At 45.6% G+C, this 22,257-nt stretch carries 24 protein-coding genes; 6 read left to right on the top strand and 18 right to left on the bottom strand.

Annotated elements, in window-relative coordinates:
- Positions 1–36: 36 nt before the first annotated feature.
- From Q0757_RS05350 to Q0757_RS05330, 5 genes are all read right to left on the bottom strand, one after another.
- Entirely contained in the window at positions 37–1,089 is a 1,053-nt protein-coding gene (locus Q0757_RS05350; RefSeq protein ID WP_298785328.1) for a Rho termination factor N-terminal domain-containing protein, read from the bottom strand.
- Between the two features lie 51 nt (positions 1,090–1,140).
- Positions 1,141–1,458, bottom strand: a complete 318-nt coding sequence (locus tag Q0757_RS05345) for a hypothetical protein (protein WP_298785327.1) — start codon at positions 1,456–1,458, stop codon at positions 1,141–1,143.
- A 185-nt stretch (positions 1,459–1,643) separates the two neighbouring features.
- Positions 1,644–1,922 (bottom strand): hypothetical protein, encoded by a 279-nt coding sequence (locus Q0757_RS05340; RefSeq protein WP_298785326.1) that lies wholly within the window; start codon positions 1,920–1,922, stop codon positions 1,644–1,646.
- Between the two features lie 95 nt (positions 1,923–2,017).
- Positions 2,018–2,959: an alpha/beta hydrolase gene (locus Q0757_RS05335; RefSeq protein WP_298785325.1), complete on the bottom strand. Its 942-nt coding sequence runs from the start codon at positions 2,957–2,959 to the stop codon at positions 2,018–2,020.
- A gap of 262 nt (positions 2,960–3,221) precedes the next feature.
- Positions 3,222–3,569 (bottom strand): VOC family protein, encoded by a 348-nt coding sequence (locus tag Q0757_RS05330; RefSeq protein WP_298785324.1) that lies wholly within the window; start codon positions 3,567–3,569, stop codon positions 3,222–3,224.
- A gap of 354 nt (positions 3,570–3,923) precedes the next feature.
- Between Q0757_RS05330 and Q0757_RS05325 the strand changes: the two genes are divergently transcribed.
- Positions 3,924–5,483, top strand: a complete 1,560-nt coding sequence (locus Q0757_RS05325; RefSeq protein WP_298785323.1) for a BCCT family transporter — start codon at positions 3,924–3,926, stop codon at positions 5,481–5,483.
- A 142-nt stretch (positions 5,484–5,625) separates the two neighbouring features.
- On the opposite strand, the gene Q0757_RS05320 is transcribed toward Q0757_RS05325, so the two are convergent.
- Positions 5,626–6,513 (bottom strand): universal stress protein, encoded by an 888-nt coding sequence (locus tag Q0757_RS05320; RefSeq protein ID WP_298785322.1) that lies wholly within the window; start codon positions 6,511–6,513, stop codon positions 5,626–5,628.
- Between the two features lie 259 nt (positions 6,514–6,772).
- On the opposite strand from Q0757_RS05320, the gene Q0757_RS05315 reads away from it, so the two are divergent.
- On the top strand, positions 6,773–7,663 hold the full coding sequence (locus Q0757_RS05315) for a universal stress protein (RefSeq protein ID WP_298785321.1): 891 nt from the start codon (positions 6,773–6,775) through the stop codon (positions 7,661–7,663).
- Between the two features lie 58 nt (positions 7,664–7,721).
- Here Q0757_RS05315 and Q0757_RS05310 read toward each other — a convergent pair whose 3' ends face one another.
- The 10 genes from Q0757_RS05310 to rhaM form a co-directional block, all read right to left on the bottom strand.
- Positions 7,722–8,771 (bottom strand): galactitol-1-phosphate 5-dehydrogenase, encoded by a 1,050-nt coding sequence (locus tag Q0757_RS05310; RefSeq protein ID WP_298785319.1) that lies wholly within the window; start codon positions 8,769–8,771, stop codon positions 7,722–7,724.
- A gap of 26 nt (positions 8,772–8,797) precedes the next feature.
- The gene (locus tag Q0757_RS05305; RefSeq protein ID WP_179124082.1) at positions 8,798–8,965 is read right to left on the bottom strand and encodes a hypothetical protein; all 168 of its coding nucleotides are present in this window, start codon (positions 8,963–8,965) and stop codon (positions 8,798–8,800) included.
- Positions 8,966–9,082: 117 nt separating this feature from the next.
- Positions 9,083–10,114: a zinc-binding dehydrogenase gene (locus Q0757_RS05300; RefSeq protein WP_298785318.1), complete on the bottom strand. Its 1,032-nt coding sequence runs from the start codon at positions 10,112–10,114 to the stop codon at positions 9,083–9,085.
- 53 nt (positions 10,115–10,167) lie between these two features.
- Positions 10,168–11,430 carry a galactitol-specific PTS transporter subunit IIC gene (locus tag Q0757_RS05295; RefSeq protein ID WP_298785317.1) on the bottom strand — a complete coding sequence of 421 codons (1,263 nt, stop codon included), beginning with the start codon at positions 11,428–11,430 and terminating at the stop codon, positions 10,168–10,170.
- 69 nt (positions 11,431–11,499) lie between these two features.
- Positions 11,500–11,784: a PTS sugar transporter subunit IIB gene (locus tag Q0757_RS05290; RefSeq protein WP_022794068.1), complete on the bottom strand. Its 285-nt coding sequence runs from the start codon at positions 11,782–11,784 to the stop codon at positions 11,500–11,502.
- Positions 11,784–12,272, bottom strand: a complete 489-nt coding sequence (locus Q0757_RS05285) for a PTS sugar transporter subunit IIA (RefSeq protein WP_298785316.1) — start codon at positions 12,270–12,272, stop codon at positions 11,784–11,786. The genes Q0757_RS05290 and Q0757_RS05285 overlap by 1 nt, the downstream gene beginning before the upstream one ends.
- Before the next feature lie 35 nt (positions 12,273–12,307).
- Positions 12,308–14,365, bottom strand: coding sequence for a BglG family transcription antiterminator (locus Q0757_RS05280; protein WP_298785315.1), 2,058 nt, complete (start codon positions 14,363–14,365; stop codon positions 12,308–12,310).
- A gap of 274 nt (positions 14,366–14,639) precedes the next feature.
- On the bottom strand, positions 14,640–15,857 hold the full coding sequence (locus Q0757_RS05275; RefSeq protein WP_298785295.1) for an ISL3 family transposase: 1,218 nt from the start codon (positions 15,855–15,857) through the stop codon (positions 14,640–14,642).
- Between the two features lie 145 nt (positions 15,858–16,002).
- Positions 16,003–16,185: a hypothetical protein gene (locus Q0757_RS05270; RefSeq protein WP_298785314.1), complete on the bottom strand. Its 183-nt coding sequence runs from the start codon at positions 16,183–16,185 to the stop codon at positions 16,003–16,005.
- 236 nt (positions 16,186–16,421) lie between these two features.
- Complete coding sequence (rhaM, locus tag Q0757_RS05265) at positions 16,422–16,736, bottom strand: L-rhamnose mutarotase (RefSeq protein WP_298785313.1); 315 nt, start codon at positions 16,734–16,736, stop codon at positions 16,422–16,424.
- 409 nt (positions 16,737–17,145) lie between these two features.
- Between rhaM and Q0757_RS05260 the strand changes: the two genes are divergently transcribed.
- The 4 genes from Q0757_RS05260 (at position 17,146) to Q0757_RS05245 (ending at position 20,733) form a co-directional block, all read left to right on the top strand.
- Positions 17,146–18,387: a hemolysin family protein gene (locus Q0757_RS05260; protein ID WP_298785311.1), complete on the top strand. Its 1,242-nt coding sequence runs from the start codon at positions 17,146–17,148 to the stop codon at positions 18,385–18,387.
- 192 nt (positions 18,388–18,579) lie between these two features.
- A complete protein-coding gene (locus Q0757_RS05255) occupies positions 18,580–19,398 on the top strand; it encodes an undecaprenyl-diphosphate phosphatase (RefSeq protein ID WP_298785310.1) in 819 nt (272 codons plus the stop codon).
- 164 nt (positions 19,399–19,562) lie between these two features.
- Positions 19,563–20,465 (top strand): sulfotransferase domain-containing protein, encoded by a 903-nt coding sequence (locus tag Q0757_RS05250; protein ID WP_298785309.1) that lies wholly within the window; start codon positions 19,563–19,565, stop codon positions 20,463–20,465.
- 106 nt (positions 20,466–20,571) lie between these two features.
- Positions 20,572–20,733 (top strand): hypothetical protein, encoded by a 162-nt coding sequence (locus tag Q0757_RS05245; protein WP_298785308.1) that lies wholly within the window; start codon positions 20,572–20,574, stop codon positions 20,731–20,733.
- Between the two features lie 34 nt (positions 20,734–20,767).
- Here the strand turns inward: Q0757_RS05245 and Q0757_RS05240 are convergent, their stop codons facing one another.
- On the bottom strand, positions 20,768–21,037 hold the full coding sequence (locus tag Q0757_RS05240) for a zinc ribbon domain-containing protein (RefSeq protein ID WP_298785307.1): 270 nt from the start codon (positions 21,035–21,037) through the stop codon (positions 20,768–20,770).
- Between the two features lies 1 nt (position 21,038).
- The gene (gene fmdA, locus Q0757_RS05235) at positions 21,039–22,223 is read right to left on the bottom strand and encodes a formamidase (protein ID WP_298785306.1); all 1,185 of its coding nucleotides are present in this window, start codon (positions 22,221–22,223) and stop codon (positions 21,039–21,041) included.
- Positions 22,224–22,257 lie beyond the last annotated feature (34 nt).

The raw sequence follows: 22,257 nt of genomic DNA, 5'->3' as shown, positions 1-22,257 counted from the left end.
TATAAGCATAAAAAAAGGCCCGGGCCCGGGCTTTTTTTATGCAGATTCATCTTTTGCAAGTGCGCTGTTCAAGTCTTTTTTGACGCTTTCCATGACCTTAGACTTAATTTCATTCAACAGATCGCTTTCAGAATCACCGAGCAGCTCATTGCGCAGCTGCTGGACGAGCTCCTGTTTTACGTCTTCATATAAATCATCTTTTAATTCGTCAATCAACGAATGCTTTACGTCTTCGAGAAGCTGGCTGGTTGCTTCTTCAGAAATAAACGAAGACTCTTCTTTTGTATTTTCCTCTTCGGCCGCTGGTTCTTCCTGCTCTACTTTACCACTGTTTTCTTTTGTTTCTTCTTCGTGATCTTCTGACGAACTCTCCTGCTCCTGCGAAGAGTCTGCGTTTTCGTTTTCCTCGTCTTCTTCTGCAGCAGGATCTTCCTGTTCTTCTTCACCTGACGTTTCTTCTTCACTGCTTTGCACTTCTGAAGAATCTTCATCCGTATTTTCCTCACTGCCTGCTGTTTCCTGCTTTTGTTCCTCAGAAGTCTCTTCTGTATTTTCTTCGGGCTGCTCCCCGCCTTCACTGCTGTTAACCTCGTCCATGATTTCATCAATCATTCCTTTTTTATCTGTGGAAGAGAGCTCAAGGCCGCTCTCTTCAGCAAGAGCCTGAATATATTCTGTACTCTGTGTATATAAATTGATTTCTTCATCTTCGCCATCTTCATTTGTAACAATAACGTTTGCCTGGTTTTGTTTTTCCTCTGAGGAGGAACCCTCTTCTTCATTTTCGCTGCTCGGCTCTTCCTGCTCTTCCTCCTCAGGAAGCTCTTCGCCTTTCTCTTCCTGCTGCTCCTGGTTTTCTTCGTCTTCCGACTCCTGCTCTTCCCCGCTGCCTTCGCTTTCCACTTCGTTCATGATTTCATTAATCATGTCCTGTTTTTTTGTAGAAGATAATTCGAGGCCGCTTTCTTTGGCGAGAGCTTTTATATCTTTTACGCTCATCATATAAAGGTCTACTTCTTCATCTTCTCCGTCCTCATTTGTAATAACGACATTTGCCTGTTCCTCTGATGATTGTTCCTTTTCAGCCAATGCAATCCCTCTTTTCAATTCTCTCCATCGAGAATATATTATTGTATTTATTCAGACAAAATGAATAATAATCTGCCGGATGTCTTTTTGGAATTCTTCAGGAATCCTCTTTTCATATCTTGTCGAAATCACGCAGTGATCCTGCCGCTGAATTTCTGTAATTGAATATTGAAACATCAGCTGTTCATTTTCATCTTTTACATAAAAAATCATGCGCGCTCTTTTTTTCGCACCATTAGCATATCGTCCTTTACCCTGCCACTGCGGAAATTGAAACCCAAAGGTGTATTTTCCATCTTTTTTCTCCCCCGAAGCCTGATCTTCTAATGAAATACGGATTTTTACTATTCGTCCAGGAAGAACTAACACGATTAACATCTCCTTATAGATGAGTGTTTTATCACCGTGGCGGATTTTCCCTTTTGATTTTTTATCTTAGTTATATCATTACCTTTCCACGAAGCCTTCAACCTTCTACTAACGACCTAATTTCATGCCTCAGCATTCCGATCAACTAATAAAGCCCCCTGAAGGCTTCAGGAGGCTTTGTGCTCTTAGACGGTGTTATTATTTTCTTCAATCATCTTCTGGATCCTGCGGGCATACTGCTGTTCATTATATGTAAATAACACATAATTTTTTGCCGTTGTTTCAATAAAAAGCTGGCGCATAGTGCCTCCCGGGATACCAATTCTCACAGCATCAGCTTCTTTTCCGCTGTAAGTATTGTCAAAATAAAGGTTTGTGATAGTATTTTTGGGTATTTTTATTCTAGAAAGCATCCATTTGATTACAATATGCTCCTTGTCTTCTTTAATTCTAATTCCCCACACTATATTTCCTCCTTTTTGCAAATACTTTATCACTAACAATATTAGCAATGTCCGGAGCGTTTATAAAATCGTTGCAGGCTATTACTACCCAGCTGTTACAGATTTCTCTTTAAAGCATCTATATATCCTCTGACCGCCCGCTGGCTGACTTCTGCCTGCGGGGCAATGCCTTCAAAGCCATGAAAGCACCCCGGGTACAGGTGAAATTCTGCCTGCACCCCCGCCTGGCTTAACCGCGTAATATATTCTATCGTTTCATCCCGAAACGGATCCGCACTCCCCACCATTGTATAAGTAGACGGCAGACTAGAAAAATCCTCTGCCTGAGCTGGAGAAGCGTAGGCGGGAACGTTTTCAATATGATCACCGAGATAAGCTTTCCATGCTGCCCGGTTGGAGTAATAGTTCCATACCCTTGTATCCGTGATTTCCCGGCTTGAAACAGTGACATTTCTATAGTCAAGCATTGGACAGAGCGGCATTTGAAAAGCTATCGCCGGGCCGCCCCGGTCTCTTGCCATAAGAGAGACAGCTGCTGTCAATCCCCCGCCGGCACTATGCCCGGCTACCCCAATACGCTCTTCATCTATTCCGAGTTCGCCGGCGTGCCCGGCCACCCATTTGAGACCAGCATAGCAGTCCTCCACTCCGGCCGGAAAAGGATATTCCGGGGCGAGCCGGTAAGCCACAGAAATAACCACACAGCCTGCTTCGAGCACAAACCTTTCGCACAGCTCATCATTCATTTCCGGTGTGCCGCTCAAATATCCGCCTCCATGGATCCAGTATAAGCCTGGAGAAATTGTTTTTACCGGCATAACCGGTTCATATATACGAACCCTTATATTCTGTCCTTCCTCATGGCCGGGAATATGTTTATCTGTAATCCTCACTTTGCTTCGGCTGATGGGGGCCTCTCCCTCAAATGCCTGTTTCGTTAACACACGGCTGTTCCTGATTTCTTCGCGGCTGGAAAACTTCATTTCCGGAAGCCCTTCCAGCACTGCGTGCAATTCATTCTGAATTTTTTCTTTCATTTCCAGCTCTCCTGCTTTCTATTGGTGATATAAACTGTATTACAATAAACACTAATTGTATACGCTTTCAAAATTTGCCAAAAACCCTATTGATACTGATGTTTTTATTATAAGGGATGCTGTATTTATCTACAATCAATAAATGAAAAACAGAAAAGCTCTTTCAAGGTACACTCTTCAGTTATAACAGACCTTTCATATTGGCCCTTTGTTAATCAGACGGCAGGTTCAGTTGCCACGAAACATTAAATCTGTCCTGGATCTATGCGAAGCGTTTACTGAATCCGTAATCTTTTAAAGCCATCAGCTTCTTGCCGCCTTCGGAGAGATGGTTATACAGATACTCAATCTCCTGGTCGGATTCGCAGTTAACAAAAAGCGAAAAAGAGGGTGTGAATGTAAAATCGTGCTTCACGTTACTGTCCATGCATATGAATTCCTGCCCCTGCAGCGAAAGCACGGCCTGCATAACATTTCCTTCTTTGCCGGATTCATGCGGACCGTATCTGCTTAAACTCACAATTTTTGCTTCATCAAGCAGGCTCTCATAATAATTGAGTGCTTCCTCTGCATTCCCCTGAAACATAAGAAAAGGTTTAATTGCCGCCATTAGTACCCGCTCCTTTTATTTTAATTCTTTTTATTTTCTTTCCCTTGATAAGAATTTTTGAAGCAGGATTCCGGGCTTAGTTTTTCTTTATTAACTAATCAGGAGATTTTGCCTTTATAAAAAATTACATACTATGATTACTTCAGCAGGGCTATGTTGGCACTGCTTTTTTTAATCGTCATTTTTAAAATTAAATAGGTAAATAAAATTCATGTTTTAGTTTACTTGACTGTTTTTTGAGGAAGGAGAGGATTATTGATATTTTTCATATGGATTTATTGTGATTTATTTGCTTCCTGCATTTCTTAATTTTCACAGCCATCATGAAAAAACAAAATAAAAAGGGGGATATCAATGAGTGAACAGAATAACAATCAGCAGTCAAAATTAAAGCTGATTGATTATCGGATTTTTGTACCGGCACTTTTAATCATTATTGCAATCTGTATACCGCTTGCTTTGTACGAGACACGAAGCATGGAGGTTTTAAATGGAATTTTTGATACCATTGTGGAAGTATTTACATGGGGCTATCTTTGGTATGGTTTAATACTTCTTGCTGCCGGACTTTATTTCTCTTTTTCCAAATACGGAAAAGTTGTATTGGGGGATCCGTTGGAAAAACCGCGTTTTTCACTATTTGAATACGCGTCGATTTTAATTGCTATGGGGCTCGGCTCCACTATTATGCGTACCGGAATGGTGCAGTGGACCTCCGTAGCAAGCGACCCGCCAACTGGCGTCGAAGCCGGTTCCACACAGGCCCTGATGTGGGGGAACTCCTACAGTATGTTTCTCTGGAGCTTTCAAACATTTGCTATTTTCGTTATGGCGGCGCCAGCGATGGCCTACATTCTTCATGTGCGCAAACGTCCGTTAATGCGTATTTCTGAAGCATGCCGCGTCCTTTTTGGTGATCGGTTTACCGATGGACTTGGCGGTAAATTTTTAGACGTTATTTTCCTGATCAGCATTCTTGCAGGTGCTGCCGTAACGCTCGGGCTCGGTTCCCCGATCATTACCAACAACCTCGCAGAGCTGCTTGGAATCGAAATAAGCTTTGGCCTTACACTGATCGTAACACTCGTCTGGGTGTTCATGTTTTCTCTAAGCGCCTATCTCGGGATCGAAAAGGGGATCAAACGCCTTAGTACGTTTAATATGTACCTGGCGGGGATATTTGCTCTGTTTATTATGCTGGCAGGCCCGGGAATATTTATTTTGAATTATTTCACCGGCAGCCTCGGATTTCTTATGACTAACTATATTAACATTTCCTTTTACACTGAAGCCCTTTCCTCCGGAGAGGCCAGCTATATAAAGAGTAACACCGTATTCTGGTTTGCCTACAATGCCACCTGGGCAATGCTGCACAGCGTATTTGCCGCAAAGATCTCTCGGGGGCGTACCATTAAAGAAATGATCATGACGTATCTCGCCGCTCCAACGATTATCTCCTGGGTAGCTACGGGAGTTCTCGGCGGCCTCGGTGTAGACAGGTTTTTAAATGGCAACCTCAACGTGCTTAACATCGTGGAAAATCAGGGCAGTATAGCAGCTATACCGCAAATTTTAACTACGCTGCCGCTCTCTGGTCTTGCTTTGATCATCTTTATGGTTGTCGCATTGATTTTCTTAACTACGACTCTTGATTCTACGACGTATACTATCTCAGCGTATGCAAGCACGGAAGACATGAGTAAAAATGAGCCTTCTAAATTCCTTCGTATTGTGGTCGCTGCCCTCATTACCACACTTGCTTTAATCTTAATGAGAATTGGAGGTCTTCCTCCGCTTGAAGTTCTTTCAGGCCTCATGGGGCTGCCAATAATTATTATACAGTTCCTTACAATTGCAGCAGCGAAGAAAATGATGGATCAGGACAAAGCATGGATTCACAACGTAAGAGAATAGGAAAGCATTTGCCGGGTACCCATAATGGATACCCGGCTTTTGTGATTGATGTAATCAATTGAATAAGTCCCCGGCTGCCGTCCAGCCGGGTTTCCTGCGGTATAGGCCAGCTTCACTGCTAAACTAAACTTTGGAAAGCATTTTAAATGTGTTCATTTCTGACAACGAGAACGTCGCATTCCGCTCTACGGACGATGCTTTCCCCGACGCTTCCGAGAAGAAGCCGTTCGGCACTGCTGACTCCGGAAGCCCCGGAGACAATTAAGTCTGCCTCATATTTTTCCGCAGCATCCTTTGGAATTACCATTTTGGGTGAACCGTACTCCAAAGCAAACGAAACGTGGGGAACGTTGCTTTTTAACGCAAGCTCCCGGTATATTTCAAGCAGATTCCTGCCGTTTTTCTTAAATATTTCAATGACATTGCCCCTTGTTTTTTCTACCGATGAAACGAGCGGTGTATGAATAACATGGGTAACCACGGCCTTCGCTTCTTCCTCCTCTGCCATCGCCAGCCCGGCCCGAAAGGCATTGGCTGACATTTCGGAGTCATCTACTGCGATCAGAATACTGTTGTATTTTTCAATATCTCGTTTATTTCTAACCACCCAGGCGTCACATTCTGCATTTCTTACGATTCCCGCGGAAACGCTTCCAACAATAAATCTTTCAAATGTGCCTATCCCTGAAGCCCCGCAAAGAATCAAGTCTGCTTTAAACCTTTTCGCAATATCCTTGGGAATAGTAGTTTTCGGAGATCCATTTTCTAAAAACACGGTTATATCTGTGAGCCCTGCATTTTCGGCTTCCTCTCTGCAGGCAGCAATAATTTCTTCCCCTTTTTCCTTTGATGCCTGTAATAAATCCGTAGTATGAAGCCGGGCCTGGCTGTAATGGTTGTAGTCGATAATGTAGCAGATTCCCAATGAACAATCATACGCTTTGGCGAGCGCAATGCCTTTTTTCAGTGCAAATTCAGCTTCCACCGATCCATCTGTTGCCACTAAAATACGATTGTACCTTTTTTCCATTTTGCCTGCCCCCTATCCATCATCGTCAACAACGGTCACTGCCAGAAATAATTTCGCTTCCGAAAGCCCGGGTATTTTAGTTCTATCTCTATTATAGCACTATCTTCAGTTTTACTATTGTACTTTTTTTGCCAAATTATACAGTGGAGTTCTTTGCTTATATGTTTCATAATAGAAATAGATAGAGAAATATTTCGCTTTTGTTTCCGATCATTTCGTGCTCGAAAATCTACTTTTTTAAAGAAAGCGGGGCGTTACCATGATCAAACATTACCAGAATATTCTCACAGCTGTTGACAGTTCGGATGAATCCATGCAGGCATTCCGTCGTGGTCTTTCACTGGCCAGAAAACATCTAAGCCAGCTGACGGTGGCCCATGTTGTAGAGTACAGAACGCTAAACCGCCTGGTTCAGTATATACCAACTATCATGGAAACGGCGGGAGAACAGGGCAAGGTGTTGTTAAACTTATACAAAGCAGAGGCTGAAGGCTCCGGCGTAGATGTTCAGACAGTAATGGAAACGGGTGCGCCAAAAGCTATTATTACCAAAGAGCTCGCTCCGGAGTATGGGACAGACCTGATTATTACCGGCGCCTCCGGAGCAGGAACGGTTGGACGATTCATTATGGGAAGTGTTTCCACCGGGATCGTACGCAATGCCAGATGCGACGTTCTCGTCGTCCGAAACAAGGATGCAGGCAGCGATTATAAAAGGATCATTATTGCTATTGACGGCTCTAAGGAAGCAGCTCATGCTTTTGACAAAGGAATCGCCCTGGCAATGGAAGAAAATGCGGCTGTTCTGATCACGCACGTTATTGATTCAGTCGTGCTCACCTCCATGGAGCAGCATGACACCGGGCTATTTATCGAAATGGAAAGCTATTCCGAAAAGATGCTTGAGGAATACCGGGAAAAGGCGCTGAATGCAGGCTTGGAACATGTAGAAGCAGAGCTTCACCACGGTGCTCCCAAGGTCGTTATTGCGGAGGATCTGGCTAAAAAGTATAAAGCCGATCTTATTGTCGTTGGTGCCTCCGGACTGAATACGACAGAGCGGTTTTTCCTCGGCAGCGTTTCGGAGGGTATCGTGCACCGGGCCGATTGTGACGTTTTACTGGCCCGCCTCCCGGAACAGGAGCAATAAAAGATAAAAGCCAGGCTGGTCCCGGGAGAGGGGCGCAGCCTGGCTTTTATCTAATTAATTATTTTTCCGGGTGAAAAACGACCTTTACATAATTTCCTTTTCCATTAATTAAATTATTGAAGGTTTCCGGTCCGTCCGAAAGACCGGGAGTATGGGAGATCATCGGCTCAACATTAATCTGGCCGGTGCTCATATAGTGCAGCGCGGACGTCCATTCTTTTCCGGGAAACGGCGACGATACAGCGTTCCAGGAGCCCAGTATCCTCAGTTCATTACGCACAATGCGTTCAAAATAAAAACGTTCAATCGTGATATCCGCGTACGGAATCCCCATAAACACAACTTCTCCTCCCTTTTTTGGAAGAGCGAGCACCTGGGCAGAGGTCGCAGGCGCTCCTGCAGATTCCACTGCAAGATCCACTCCGTATCCGCCTGTATGCTCCTCTATTTGTTCATGGGCTGGACGCTGACTTGAATTGATCAATACATCCGCGCCAACTTCCCTCGCGGTTTGCAGCTTTACATCATCGATATCAATCGCATACACTTTTTTCGCACCAAATATTTTTGCCCACTGCACAGCCAGAAGGCCGATACTTCCGCATCCCATTACGGCCACTTCCGCCCCGGGCTGGATGCTTGTACGGTAAAACCCATGGGCTACCACAGCGGCTGGTTCTACAAGGGCAGCGGTATTATAGTCCACCTGTTCAGGCAGCGGCAGAACATTTTCAGCCGGCAGCTTAACGTATTCTGCATAGGACCCCGGGTGGCGGGCGCCAATTACAGTCAGGTTTTCACAGCGGGACGGCTCTCCTTTTTGACAGCTCAGACACTTCCCGCACCGAAATGTTGGGCACCCAGCCACGCGGTCGCCTTTTTGTACATGTGATACTCCGTGTCCAGTTTCTGCGACCTCCCCTGCGAATTCATGACCGAAAATCATGCCTTCCACGTACGGGCCCAGCTTTTTGTAGCGGGAAATGTCGGAACCGCAAAGTCCTGCAGCTTTCACCTTGATAATAACATCATCAGCGTTTTCAATTACCGGCTTTGAAGCTTCTTCGAATCGGAGGTCCTGCTGTCCGTATAGTTTAAGACTTTTCATGTTTTTCTCCCTTCAAAGTAACGATATTACGATTCTGAATTGGCTGGTTCATTTTTTGCCTTTTTCTTTCCAAACAATATTTTAATTAACGCCGCTCCGACAATCAGTGGATTAAAAATCATCTGGTGGTCAAAATAGAACTCCCCGATTACACGCATTGGACCCAGCATAAAATCAAGCATTAATTCTGTCATGGTGTCCCTCCTTACCTTTTCAATATATTTTTCCGCTGACAGCGGGCAGGGAGCCTTTCTTGTTTAGAGCTCCCTGTCTTTTTAATCCCCATGGTCAATATTTACTTCCGGCTGATATTAATCCACAGGGGTAAGCAGTACTTTAATAGCTTCACCGTCTTTAATTTTTTGGTAGGCTTTATCCCACTCCGTAATGTCATATTCGTGAGTGACCATTGCCCTTGCATTCACAAGTCCGCTGTTCATCAGTTCAAGCGAAGGCTCCCAGTCTGCAGGCTTCTGGCTCCGGCTGCCGACTACACGAATTTCTTTCTGAATCACTTTGTCAAAATCAAATTGAATATCCGGTGTCGTAAAAATCCCTACCTGGGCGTACTGTCCTTTTTTCCGTAACAGCCCGATTGCCTGCTTGGCCGCCGGCACAGCTCCCGAGCATTCGAAAACGATATCTGCCCCGTACCCATCGGTTACGCTGTTGACGAATTCATGAAGATCCTCTTCCTGCGAGTTAACAACGTAATCAATTCCAAGCTCCTTCGCCTTTTCCAAACGTACTTTATCATTTGTCAGGCCAGTTATAATAACTTTGGCTCCCCGGCTCTGAGCCACCTGAGCAGTAAACAGGCCGATTGGTCCCGGTCCGATAACTACTGCAATATCACCGTCCGTGATTTCTGTTTTAGCTACCGCGTGATGTGTGCAGGCAAGCGGCTCTGTCATCGCAGCAGACTGATAGTCAACGTTTTCCGGAAGATGATGAAGGCTTGCTTTCCTGGCAATTAAGTACTTCGCAAACGCTCCGTCATACTGATTGCCAAGCCCCTTGCGCCAGCTGCATAGGTTGTAGTCGCCAGCCCGGCAGTACCGGCACTCACCGCAAATATAGAACGTCGTTTCTGAGGTGACCCGGTCTCCGGGCTTAAAGTCGCTGACTCCCTCTCCGACTTCTACGACTTCACCAGCAAATTCATGTCCAAGCGTCACCGGCGCACTAACTTTGTAATGGCCCTCATAGGCGTGGATATCTGTGCCGCAGACACCTGCATACTTTACTTTGATCTTTACCTGGTCTTTCCCGGGCGTCGGCTCCTGCTTTTCCTGTACTTCGATGCTTCCATGCTCTAAATCGGTTTTCACCAATGCTTTCATGCTTTCATCCTCCCGGTGTGTTAATTTTCATGTATGTTCTGCTTGAGAGAGGTTTAATTAAACAGTTCAAAGAATCTCCAGATGAGCCAGTTAATCAGGTTTCCGCCCTGGTCAATACTTGAAATCCGTGCGGAATCTTCAGGCATGTCGAAATCAGCGTTTTGAGCCATTGTCGTAAATACGTTTGCAATATCTGTAGCCATGTAAAGCGAGAGTGCAATCATCACGGTACCTACCAGCACAGAGTGTATAATGTTACCTCTCGCTGCCCCGACGATAAACGCAACAACAAATGGAATTGTCGCAAGGTCCCCGAAAGGAAGCAGAGCGTTACCAGGCAGAAATACTGCCAGCACAACTGTGATTGGGACAAGAATTAGTGCAGTTGCAATAACGGATGGGTGGCCCAAAAGAACCGCTGCGTCCAGGCCGATATAAATTTCCTTGTTGCTGAAGTGTTTGTTCAACCAGTTTCTGGCTGACTCTGATACAGGCATTAAGCCCTCCATCAAAATCTTAACCATCCGTGGCATCAGTACCATAACGGCGGCCATAGCCATCCCGATTTCAATTACTTCCCCTACACTGTAGCCAGCCAGGGCACCGATTGCTACACCGAGGAACAAGCCGATAAAGATAGATTCGCCGAACACGCCAAACCGTCTTTGAATACTGTCAGGATCTGCGCTGAGTCGGTTGATACCAGGGATTTTCTGCAGACCTTTTACGAGAAAAATACCCGGGGCGTACGATACGGTACTTCCTGTTGCGATTGATACCCCTGGAAGCTCGTAAAAGTCTTCCACCATCGGTGCGGTCCAGTCAGCAATTTTCAAGGTCACGATTTGAAAGATAACTGCAGCAATAAGTCCTTGAATAATACTGTCAGATACGGTGTATACTACCGCAGCCATAAAGGTATAGTGCCAAAAGTTCCAAATATCCACGTTCATTGTTTTCGTCGTTTTTGTCAAAAGCATGACAACGTTTACAAGCAGTCCCAATGGAATAATAAATGCTGCTACTGCCGTAGAAGCCCAGGCAATAGATGATGTCGCCGGCCAGCCGACGTCAATTACATCCAGGTTAACTCCTAATCGATCAACCATTCCCTGCGCTGCCGGCCCTAAGTTATTAACCAGTAAGTCAACAACAAGAAATATCCCTACAAATGCTACCCCAATTGTTAAACCGGAACGGAATGCCTTCCCCGGCTTCTGCCCGAATAATAAACCGAGCAAAAAGATAACAACTGGTAAAATTACTGTTGCTCCCAGAGCCAAAAACCCCTGTACAAGATCTACAAATCCCTGCATGCCACTTCCCCCTCATACCTGTAGTAATGAGCCCGGCTTCCCTGATGAAAAAGGAAACCGGGACTGCTGTTATTTTTTCAATTCATCCAGAATTTCCTGCTTGGTATCTTCCATTCCAATTCCTGTGAGGAATGAACGTGCATTGATTACCGGAAACGGGTATTCCTTTTTGATGGTAGCTGTCGTTACCAGTAAGTCAGCAGTATCAACATAGCTTTCTACTTCCGCTATTTTAATCTGTTTAAGATCTACCGATAATTTATGCTCCTTAGCCATATCTTCAATAGCACCGTTAACAACTGTGGAAGTTGCCACGCCTGCTCCACATGCTACTAATACTTGTTTTTTTGCCATTATTTTTCACCTCCTTCAAGTGATAACGCATCCAATTTCTCTTCCATTATATGTTTGATCTGTTTTTCATCAGATGTACTGATGAGTTCGTTTAAAACACTCTGGTCCTGAAACACCTGCATAAGCTGCTGCAAAAGCTTCAGCTGGGAGTGCGCCTCGTCCATGGCAAGCATAAATACGATTTTGACCGGAACCGTTTCTGTGTCGTCACCCATGATGACAAAGTCGACGGGCTCCTTCAGTATTCCCACACTGATTGCTTTTTGCTGTACATGCTCTACATCTGTGTGAGGAATAGCAACCGCAATGTCGCCTGTCGGCAGGCCGGTAGCATACTCATTTTCTCTTTGGATTACCGCTTCTACGAAGCTTTGTTTTACCAGTCCGTTGTTCACTAAATTTTGTGCCATAGTCCGCAATACTTCTTCTTTGGCTCCCCCGTCCATATCTAAAAGAATCACAGGAGTATCAAAATACAAATCGCTCATCAGGCCCCTCCTTGGTGGAATTAAATTTGTCGCAGTTAATCTTTGGAATACGACTGAATAATTTTGTATATATCTTTAGCAGAATCTGCAGCTGTTATTTGATCTCGTGCTGTTTGTGAGCCCGCAAGCTTCATTAACTGCATCAGCGCGTGAATATGCTTTTGTTTATCTACTGCAGCAATGACGATCACCAGATTGATCCGGTATTCTTCGGAGAAAAGAACTCCTTCCTTCAGTCTCAACAAACTCATTCCTACTTCGTTCACTCCGTCCTCCGGTGAAGCGTGGGGAATCGCAATATTCGGCCCTATGACAATATAAGGATCTTCTTCGGTATAGCGCAGCATACTGTTCACATAGTCGCCCGTAATATTTTTATTTTCGAGTAGCGGCTTCGCTCCTGCCTTTACCGCCTCTTCCCAATCGCTCACGTTATCCCTCAGGGTAATGGAAGCCGGAGTGATTAATTCATCCAAATTGTATTCAGCTTTACCCATGCTGTAATTCACTGAGCTTTCATTATCCTGATTAATATAATTTTGGATATCTTCTATAAGTGCACTTTCATTATGGATATGAGCATGGCGCCCAATAATCTGAATGATTTCATCAATATCCAGATGGTTCGGCAAATATCCGTAAAGCTCAAGCATTACCTGCTTGCGAAGACGCTGGCGTTCTTCCCGGCCTAAAAACGTTTTTACTACGAACAGTTTTTTTTCGGTCTCGAGAAACGTCGGGGCGAATACGATGTCGTACTCCAGAGGATAGTACAGAAATTCCCGTACCGATAAAGAATCAAGAAAAACAAATTCCGGAAAAAGCTCACTCAGCTCATTAAGCATCAGTCTGGAGACAGACACACCCTGAGGGCAGACCACAATGGCCTTAACTTTCTTTTCAATGCTTTCGCCCTGCCGTTTCATCCAGCCTCCGATCAGCATTGTAATGAAGCTGCTTTCGCTGTCCGGGATCCGGCTGCCGATTAACTTCTCAAGTGGTGCAGTGGATTGTTTTACCAGATGATGCAATGCTTTGAATTCCTTGCTGAGCGGCACCTGGGTAGATGACGTTTCCGACAGCTGGTATTTGATACGGTAATAAGCCGGCTTAATGTGCTGAAGCAGCTTATCAAGCAGCTGGTCGCGTTCATGTAAATAAACACAGGCACTTTTCTCAAATTGGCGCAGCATATCATCTGTGGCGGCCCCTAAATTCGGAATCACATCGTCTTCCATCGGAAACGAAGTGCTGTATACATTTGCTGTCAAAAGATGCAGCGTGATAAACAAACGCTCTTCCATCGGAATGTGTTCATTCTTTTTAAATATTTCCTCTGTAGCCTGGTATTCTTTCGTATCTGAAAGCTCTTCATACTGGATTGAAAATGTGTTCATCGTATAGCCTTTTTTTATTCTTTTTAAAATTAAAGCTAATATATAAGGCATTGTTTCAAGCTTTTCATCAGTAAATTTCAGACTGAGCTTGTTTTCGATGTTTTCAATCCGCTGGCGGTAATCGTCGAGCTCCTCCTCATCAATTCCGGCTATCTTTTTGATTCTTGTCGCACCGTCCTGCATAGCGAGCAGCTGATACGTTACATTCATCAACAGTTTCCGGATCTGAAATTCTTTCCCGTCCACCAGATACCCCTCTTTACGGGAATATTTGATAAGAAGCTGGTAGTCACCTAAATACTGCTGCGCTTCCTTCAGCTCATTTAATACGGTGTTTTTACTCAGCTGCAGCTCACTTGTGAAATGATTTAATGAAAGCGGTTCTTCACTGCCGACTAGCATCATAATAAGATAATAAGTACGCTGCTTTCCGGTGAGTATTGGTTTTTCAGCTGCAATGAGTTCTTCATCCACGCCGAAATTTGTGTAAACGGACTGATCAATAATGAAATGCCCCTGGCGCGTTCGTTCAATAACCGGAAGGTTTTTGCTTAAAAGCCAGTCGTTTACTTTATTAATGCTGTAGCCGAGCTGCCTTCGTGTCAGTTGATGCTTTTCTTCAAGCGCCATGCTAGTGACCGACGGGTTGCGGATTAGTTCGTTTAATATTTCATTATCCCGTTCACTTAGCGGCATCTCCTTCCCCCCTTTGGTTAATTTTTATTCTATCAGCCGCTGCAATCTAAATGTATACGTTTTCATCGCAGTCTTTTGAACATTTGCTGTACAATATTGTGATTTACATTCTACAAACCAATTCCGTACATTGATACAACAGGCTTAATCAAATGTGGCAGGTCACACACAGATTAATAAGTATAGCACCTTTTAGCTGTTTCTTTTCACTACTATTTGTTTATTTTTGTAAGAAAAAAAGGTTCTATGTCTAATGTTGGGGTAACCCCATCCGTTATCCGGCGAGCGACCATTTATATTGATGATGCAGTAACACTTTGGCCCGCAGGCGGTCATACCGCTGGAACCCGAAGGCGTTCCGTTTGATCACCTTGGTCTGGTTGTTCAGTCCTTCCACGGTGCCATTGTGGTAGTCGAACGTAAAACTGTTCAGGATTTCGGTCTGCCAGCGCCGGACGGTGGCGGCAGCCTGGGCCATGTCCGGGCACCCGCTCGCTTCCACCTGCCGGTAGAAGGCGTACAGATCGTCCCGGATCGCGCCGGCCTGGCCGGTCGTCATTCGGCGCTTGCTCCGCTCAAACCAGGCGCGGAAGGCTTCTTTGAGCTCATAGGCCGTCCGGAGCTCTTCCGACCCGGCCAGGTACTGGTCCCGGATCTTCACCTGCTGGGCGGTGAGGTCTTCGGCTTTTTTGGTAAACACGTGCTTCAGCCGTTTGCACCGTTTTCGGTGATACGACGAGAGGGTGTGCTGCACGCGGCGCCGGACCCGTTCGAGGGCCCAGTACACGTGCCGGTGCACGTGAAACCGGTCCGCCACGATGATCGGGCGGTTCAGGGCCCGCCGGGCCGCCTGATGAAAAGGCGCACTCATGTCCATGACGACCACCTCCACCTGGCCGCCTTTCTGCTGCAGGTACTGCTTCAACGTCTCTTTCTTCCGGTCCGGCAGAATATCGACGGGGCGCCCGGTGGCCCCGTCCGCCACCAGCAGCTGGTACTTGCCGGCATTGGTGTCGCCTTTGTACTCGTCGACGGCAATCACCCGTGGCAGCTGCTCCACGTGCGGGAGCGTCCGGGAAGCCAGCTCGTCAAACCGGCGCAGCGCCGTCGTGACTGACGTGGAAAACTGGCGGGCCGTATCGGTGAAATTCTTGCCGGTAACCAGGCGGAGACCGAGGGCCTGGTTCCATTCCCGGCTGTGCCGCTGGTACCGATCCACTAACGGGTTGGCTTCGGCAAAGCGTTTCCCGCAGGGACACACGTACCGCCGCCGGCGGTAATGAAGCACCGTGGGCCGTTCAAACCAGGCTGTATGCTGCACCCGCTGCCACCGGTAATCATGGACCCGCCGGGTCCATACGCCACAGGCCGGGCACCGGGACCGTTTCCGGGGCACCACGACCTGAAGGTGCACCACGCCTTCCCGTTCGTCGGTATGGAGGACCCTTACCCCTTGGAGGCCGGGGATCGTTATGTTATGATTCATATGCACGCAACTCCTATCCTGCTTGGTTTTTGTCGACGCAAGTATAACGGATATCGGAGTCTGCGTGTTTTTTTGTGTCTGTACCCCAACAAATATTATAGAGCCGAAAAAAACAGCTGCCGGCGGCAGCTGTTAAATTTCATTATTATATTCAGGCTTTTTCTTTAAAGTCATCTGCTTCTTTTTCCTGATTCTCCTGAGGGAGTCCATCTTTATTCTTTTTAACTTTAGCCCGTTTTTTTATAAAATCCATTTCCACAGGAATATAGCCGCCTTCATTAACCATGCGGTCTATTTCACGTTCATACTCGTCGTCAATCAACCGGCGGTTCATTGGCACGCCCCCCTTTTCGCAGCTGATTATTATCACACGACTGAACAAGGGTTCCCTTCACCAATTTATTTTATTATCTGCCACTCACATATAGGGTCTTTCATCCGCATTCCCCCTTATATTCCTTTGTGTGTCTGCCGCTCGTTCTCCTTATAGTTTTCTATTCCCGTTTTTACGGATTTTGAACAGAAAAGCTCCACTTATGAATTTGTTTTCAGTGAAGGAATTCCTGACTTTCATTCGAGATGAAATACTTCTTCGAGCGGGGTTGTAACGGGACTGTTATCTTCATTTGTTTCCATTAATGGCGCCATTGCCTTCCACCATTTTTGATTGATAGGAGTGGAGGCCATCTGCTGCCACCGCTCTTCATTTTCTATTTCAAGATAAGCAAACAGCCTGCTTGTTTCTCTCTCCAGAAAGATTGAATAATTGACTGCTCCGTGCTGCTTTAAAGCCTCTTTCATTTCCGGCCATAGCTGTTCGTGCTTTTCAATATATTCCTCTATTTTTTCCGGGTACACATACATAATTAATGCCAGACGTTTCATACTAATGCTCCTTTCCTCAACAGTTTTATTTCAAAGAACTCTTGCTGTGAATGAAAGAAGGAAAAATAGATCACCCTTCTTCATAATGTTTCTTTTTGTTTGTTAAAGTGGTTTTTATTTGCATTTACTATTATGATAGCTTCCAAAAATAAAAATCAACATTGATCTATTATTTTTTCTCTTTTTCTTCTTTTTATCCACGTGGAATTTTAATGCGCTGCGGGTGTGCTTCAAAGCGTTCTCCATATTTCATCTTTTCCTGCAAACACAAATTGGGAATAAAATCTTTTGCATATTTAAATTCTTCCTGGCGCTTTTATGTTATTTTTAATGTTGGATAGTTGTTTGAACGTGTAACTTACCGCACTCAGAAAATAAAATGTAAAGAATACGCCAGTGGAGGGTACTTATGATAGTAGTCATCATCTTATTTTTGTTAGCTTCCTTCTTTTTATCCGGAAGCGAAACAGCTTTAACAGCAGCAAACCGCGCACGAATGCAGTCCCGTGCCGAAGAAAACGATAAACGGGCGAAAAATTTATTAAAGCTGACGAGAAAACCGGATGAGTTAATCACAGCCATCCTGATCGGAAACAACATCTCCAATATTATGCTTCCTACCCTCGTTACCGTGCTCGCCCTGAATTACGATTTTTCTGTCGGCATCGCTACTGCTATTTTGACGTTTGTGCTTATCATTTTCGCGGAGGTTCTGCCTAAATCTATTGCTGCTACCTTTGCAGATAAAGTAGCTTACATAGTCGCCCCGGTGATTGCAGTGCTCGTATTCATCTTTAAGCCGCTCACGTTTTTACTGAATTCTTTCACACGCGGAGTGATCAAGCTGATCACCCGGGGCGAAGGACCATCACAGACGTATTCGCGCGAAGAGATTAAAACGATGGTCGACGTGGCCTCTTCAGAAGGTACCTTTGAAAAACAGGAACAGGACCGGATTAAGCGGGTAATTGATTTTTACCGCAAGGATATACGTGACGTGTTGAAGGTCCCGCGTATGGAGATTATCGGCATACCGGTCGAAAGCAGCTTTCAGGAAGTGCGGGACATTACCATTAATCACAATCATACCCGGTATCCAGTATACAACGATAATATGGATCATATCGTCGGCGTTTTTCATGCCAAGCTGCTCCTCATCTGGGCTGAACAAAGCGACAAAACCCTTAATGATTTCATTGATAACAACCCATTGTATGTAGTAGAGACCAATTCTGTCGACAACGTGTTTAAACGGATGCTGAATGAGCAGAAGCACCTTGCCGTCGTGCTCGATGAATACGGCGGTACGATGGGCATGGTCACCCAGGAAGACATTATCGAAGCGATGATCGGCCAGGAGATTGAGGACGAGCATGATACCCGTTCCGAGCAGCTGATTGAGGAGCTGACCGACGAGGTTATCATCTGTGATGGTAAACTCTCCATCAGCCGTTTCAACGAAATCTTTAATACCCGGGTCGAAGAAGAAGAGGATATTATTGCCGGACTGCTGTACCGGGAATTCGACCACATCCCTGAAGAAGGAGAAACTCTTCAGTACGAGAACCTTCATTTTGAAGTACTGACCATGGACAATAATCAGATCAAACGTGTACGCGTCGTGAAAGAAGAGGAAGAAGAGGAAGACTAATATACTTAAACCCGGGGATCTATTCTCCGGGTTTTTGTCTGTATAATACTGATACATCAGTAATTTAAGCACCTAAACTTTTACTCGCTTTTCCCAAAAAATGTGATAATCTGATAGTAGCTGTAAAAAATCGAAAACTTTTTCTTCAAGGGACAGAAAAAGAAGCAAAGAAAGTGGAAGGTAAATCAGATTATGAGTATGTGGGAACTGTTTGTGGCGCTGCTGCTTGGTATTGTCGAGGGGCTCACCGAGTTTGCCCCTGTGTCTTCGACTGGTCATATGATTATTGTCGACGACATTTGGCTCCGTTCTCACGAATTTTTAGGCACCGAGGTGGCCAATACATTTAAAGTAGTCATTCAGCTTGGGTCGATTCTGGCAGTTATTGTCGTTTTTCGCCAGCGCTTCCGGGACCTGCTTGGATTTTCTGGAAAAACAGAGGTCTCAGACAGAAAACTACGTTTAAGTCATATCATTGTCGGCCTCCTGCCCGCCGGCATTCTCGGTCTTTTGTTTGAAGACTTTATTGATGAACATCTTTTCTCTGCACAAACCGTCCTGATAGGCCTGGTCATTGGCGCCCTGCTGATGATTGCTGCTGACCTGTTCCAGCCAAAAAACGCCATCCAAAGCGTGGACCTGATTACATATAAAAAGGCTATTTTGATTGGCTTCATTCAATGCTTGTCGCTGTGGCCCGGATTCTCTCGTTCCGGATCCACTATTTCCGGCGGGGTTCTGCTCGGTCTCAGCCACCGGGCAGCGGCAGACTTCACATTCATTATGGCTGTTCCGATTATGCTTGGAGCAAGCGCCGTTTCCCTTGTAAGCAAATGGGAGTATTTCACTGCCGGCATGCTTCCCTTTTTTGCTGTCGGCTTTGTAAGTGCCTTTTTGTTCGCTCTTGTATCGATCACCTTTTTCCTGAAGCTTATCAACAAAATCCGTCTGATTCCGTTTGCTTTATACCGTATTGTATTGGCCGGGGTCGTCTATGTTATTTATTTTTAATAACAATTATAAAAGGTTGCTTTCAATATGACGGAAGTGGATACTCACATAGGTCGAGCATTAATTCAAAAATAAAAGAGTTATTCATAAAATCAGCTTTTACTTTGATTGCTCCTGTGGATTTCGATATGATGGAAGCATTCATTCCATAGGGGGCTCAGGCAATGCGCAAAACTATTTATATCCATGTGGGGTACCATAAAACCGCCACCACTTTTCTGCAAAAAAGTATTTACCCGAAATTAACAAATCAAATTACATATCTTTCACGGGGGCATATTCAGCCGTCACTGTATAAAATACGCCATAAAAAATTATCTGATAAAGCTATTACTGATTTACGCAGCGGTTTTGAATCGATGATGGAGGCGGGAAAACCACTCCTTATTTCATACGAAGGCCTCTCCGGAAATCCAATGTCCACGAAAAAAAAGGTTAAGGACAACCACTCTATTTTAAAGGATCTCCGCCGCATATTCCCCGAGGAAAGCTATGACGTGCATATTATTGTTGGAGTACGGCGGCAGCTTGATCTTCTCACTTCCCTTTACGTGCAGTATGTTCACCAGGGCGGGTACAAGAAAGCCGCTGCCGTGTTTGAAGAGTGGGAGCAGGTCGGAGTACTAAATGGGTACTATTATTTCAGCTACTTGGAGCGCATTACGCAGCTGTTTGGCAAAAACAACTATTATCTTATGCAGTACGAGCAGTTCCGGGAAAATGAAATGGAGGAAATCACAGCATTGCTCCAGTATATGGGCATTAAAGAAGCTCCTTCCTACAGCAACACAAAAGTAAACCGGAGCTATGGCACGATGCAGGTGAAGGCCGCCAGAAAGATGAACTATTTCCTGAAAACCCCGTTTAACCCAGAAGCCCCTGTGCCAACAAAAAGAGGACGCCCCATCTCCCGGAAAATGCTGCAGAGCCGGACGAGCTTTATGCTTCACCACAAAAAATATTCTCTCCCCGAATCTCTGCAGCAGGTGCTTCAGGCAAAGTACCAAAGGGACAATCAATTGTTCTTTTCTCATTACGGTATCGATTACACGAAGAAGGAAGTTTAAGGAGCTCCGTTTTCAACAGCTCTTCCCCACTTTCATCTGGCTGCGATTGAACCGTACCCTTCACGGGTAAAATTATTCAAATACCCTGAAGGAGGCTGAGATATACATGAACGAACACCCTGGGAGCGAAGCTGACAAGTCCCACCGTCTATTTTTAACCATCACCAAAAGACCTCTTCTTTCTTCATCTATTGTGTATGGTGTGATGCTGACCGCTATAGCGATTATTGGCGTAGTCGGAAAAGGCAAAGATACGGATCAAAAATAGTTAAAGGAGACCCGAATAAACCGGGTCTCCTTCTTTAGTGTCCTGCCTGCCACGGGCGGGGAGCCCGCGGCAGTTGTCTTTGTTGTGCGGGCAGATCTTTTCGCTCTACTGTTTTTGGCTGCATGCCGTTTTCAATTCTAGATTTTACTTTCGCGTTCATTTTTGAAAGGTGCACCGGCTGAAAGACTCTCCCGGCTGGTTCTCCGCATAAAGGGCACGGCGCTTCATTGATACGGGCTCCTTTTGTTACTATCCAGCATTCAAACGTGCCGCATGTCCGGCATTTAAAAGTAAACTGAGCCATGCTAATCAAGCTCCGGCAAAATATTTTTGTAAAATATATCTTTAGGCAGCGCGAGCGTGCAGCACGCATTCGGGATATCCACTACGCCTGCTACAGTGCCCTGCACCGGTGCAGTACCCAGGAGCATATAGGCCTGCTCCCCTGTATAACCGAGTGTTTTCAGAAAATCAATCGCGTTCAGGCACGCATTCCTGTACGCGACGTTAGCATCCAGATAGGTCTGGGCGCCGGAAAACTCATTCACCGACACGCCTTCAAAAACAAGAAATTCATTATAATGTGGCATGACCGGTCCCGGCTTAAAGACAGGGTTACGTTTAATACGGTGCTTTTCCATGCCGTTTTTTATCACGTGCACCTTCAGATCAATCCATCCGGGCATTTCAATCCCGCCGCAGAACGTAATTTCCCCGTCCCCCTGCGAGAAATGAAGATCTCCTACAGAAAGCTTCGCTCCATCTACAAACACCGGAAAGTATACCCTTGATCCTTTCGAAAGGTTTTTAATATCGCAGTTGCCTCCGTTCTCCCGGGGTGGGACCGTTCTTGCTCCTTCGGCTGCCACCCGTTCGAACTCTTCTCCTTTGAGTTCTCCAAGCACGACCGAATCCTTCGTCGGAAGATTTGCAAGCGGCGGGACCCGGTCGGGATTCGTATCCACCAGCTCCTTCTCCCTGCGGTTCCATTCATTCAGCATATCCTGTGAGGGAGCGACGCCTATCAGCCCCGGATGGATAATGCCTGCAAACTTCACGTTCGGTACATGTCTTGAAGTCGCATAAATACCTTCAAAATCCCAAATGGACTTGGCCGCTTCCGGATAATGATCCACTAAAAAGCTCCCGCCGTTTTCTTTGGCGAAAATCCCGTTAAACCCCCATTCATGCGAGTGAAACGTGCCAATATCCAAAATATCGACAACGAGCAGGTCTCCCGCCTCCACTCCGTTCACGTGTACCGGCCCGCTTAGTACGTGCACACGGTCCAGGTTCACATGCTTTATGTCCGAAGGGTCGTCATTGTTGCTGATCTGGCCGTCGGTCCAATCCAGGCATTCCATCCGGAACGTTTCCCCAGGCTCTACGGAAAAAGCGGCAGGGATGTCCGGGTGCCACCTGTTATGCCCCGGCGTTGTCTGTTGGTCCATTGTTTTGTTCAGGTCTACTTCAAACAGTTTTTTCGGCATATAAAATCCTCCTGTTTAAAAACATAGCCAAAGA

The organism is uncultured Marinococcus sp., from assembly GCF_947493875.1.
In the GTDB taxonomy this organism is placed as follows: domain Bacteria; phylum Bacillota; class Bacilli; order Bacillales; family Marinococcaceae; genus Marinococcus.
Note: the sequence above shows the minus strand (reverse complement) of the source record. Positions and strands in the feature narration are given on the sequence as shown.

Excerpts from the sequence above, each read along its gene's own strand:
- Q0757_RS05245 (WP_298785308.1), top strand. The coding sequence starts at position 20,572 with ATGAACGAACACCCTGGGAGCGAAGCTGACAAGTCCCACCGTCTATTT.
- Q0757_RS05310 (WP_298785319.1), bottom strand. The coding sequence starts at position 8,771 with ATGAAAAGTCTTAAACTATACGGACAGCAGGACCTCCGATTCGAAGAA.
- Q0757_RS05330 (WP_298785324.1), bottom strand. The coding sequence starts at position 3,569 with ATGGCGGCAATTAAACCTTTTCTTATGTTTCAGGGGAATGCAGAGGAA.
- Q0757_RS05295 (WP_298785317.1), bottom strand. The coding sequence starts at position 11,430 with ATGCAGGGATTTGTAGATCTTGTACAGGGGTTTTTGGCTCTGGGAGCA.
- Q0757_RS05260 (WP_298785311.1), top strand. The coding sequence starts at position 17,146 with ATGATAGTAGTCATCATCTTATTTTTGTTAGCTTCCTTCTTTTTATCC.
- Q0757_RS05320 (WP_298785322.1), bottom strand. The coding sequence starts at position 6,513 with ATGGAAAAAAGGTACAATCGTATTTTAGTGGCAACAGATGGATCGGTG.
- Q0757_RS05305 (WP_179124082.1), bottom strand. The coding sequence starts at position 8,965 with ATGACAGAATTAATGCTTGATTTTATGCTGGGTCCAATGCGTGTAATC.
- Q0757_RS05315 (WP_298785321.1), top strand. The coding sequence starts at position 6,773 with ATGATCAAACATTACCAGAATATTCTCACAGCTGTTGACAGTTCGGAT.
- Q0757_RS05270 (WP_298785314.1), bottom strand. The coding sequence starts at position 16,185 with ATGAACCGCCGGTTGATTGACGACGAGTATGAACGTGAAATAGACCGC.
- Q0757_RS05290 (WP_022794068.1), bottom strand. The coding sequence starts at position 11,784 with ATGGCAAAAAAACAAGTATTAGTAGCATGTGGAGCAGGCGTGGCAACT.
- Q0757_RS05285 (WP_298785316.1), bottom strand. The coding sequence starts at position 12,272 with ATGAGCGATTTGTATTTTGATACTCCTGTGATTCTTTTAGATATGGAC.
- Q0757_RS05325 (WP_298785323.1), top strand. The coding sequence starts at position 3,924 with ATGAGTGAACAGAATAACAATCAGCAGTCAAAATTAAAGCTGATTGAT.
- Q0757_RS05280 (WP_298785315.1), bottom strand. The coding sequence starts at position 14,365 with ATGCCGCTAAGTGAACGGGATAATGAAATATTAAACGAACTAATCCGC.
- Q0757_RS05240 (WP_298785307.1), bottom strand. The coding sequence starts at position 21,037 with ATGGCTCAGTTTACTTTTAAATGCCGGACATGCGGCACGTTTGAATGC.
- Q0757_RS05335 (WP_298785325.1), bottom strand. The coding sequence starts at position 2,959 with ATGAAAGAAAAAATTCAGAATGAATTGCACGCAGTGCTGGAAGGGCTT.
- rhaM (WP_298785313.1), bottom strand. The coding sequence starts at position 16,736 with ATGAAACGTCTGGCATTAATTATGTATGTGTACCCGGAAAAAATAGAG.
- fmdA (WP_298785306.1), bottom strand. The coding sequence starts at position 22,223 with ATGCCGAAAAAACTGTTTGAAGTAGACCTGAACAAAACAATGGACCAA.
- Q0757_RS05250 (WP_298785309.1), top strand. The coding sequence starts at position 19,563 with ATGCGCAAAACTATTTATATCCATGTGGGGTACCATAAAACCGCCACC.
- Q0757_RS05300 (WP_298785318.1), bottom strand. The coding sequence starts at position 10,114 with ATGAAAGCATTGGTGAAAACCGATTTAGAGCATGGAAGCATCGAAGTA.
- Q0757_RS05255 (WP_298785310.1), top strand. The coding sequence starts at position 18,580 with ATGAGTATGTGGGAACTGTTTGTGGCGCTGCTGCTTGGTATTGTCGAG.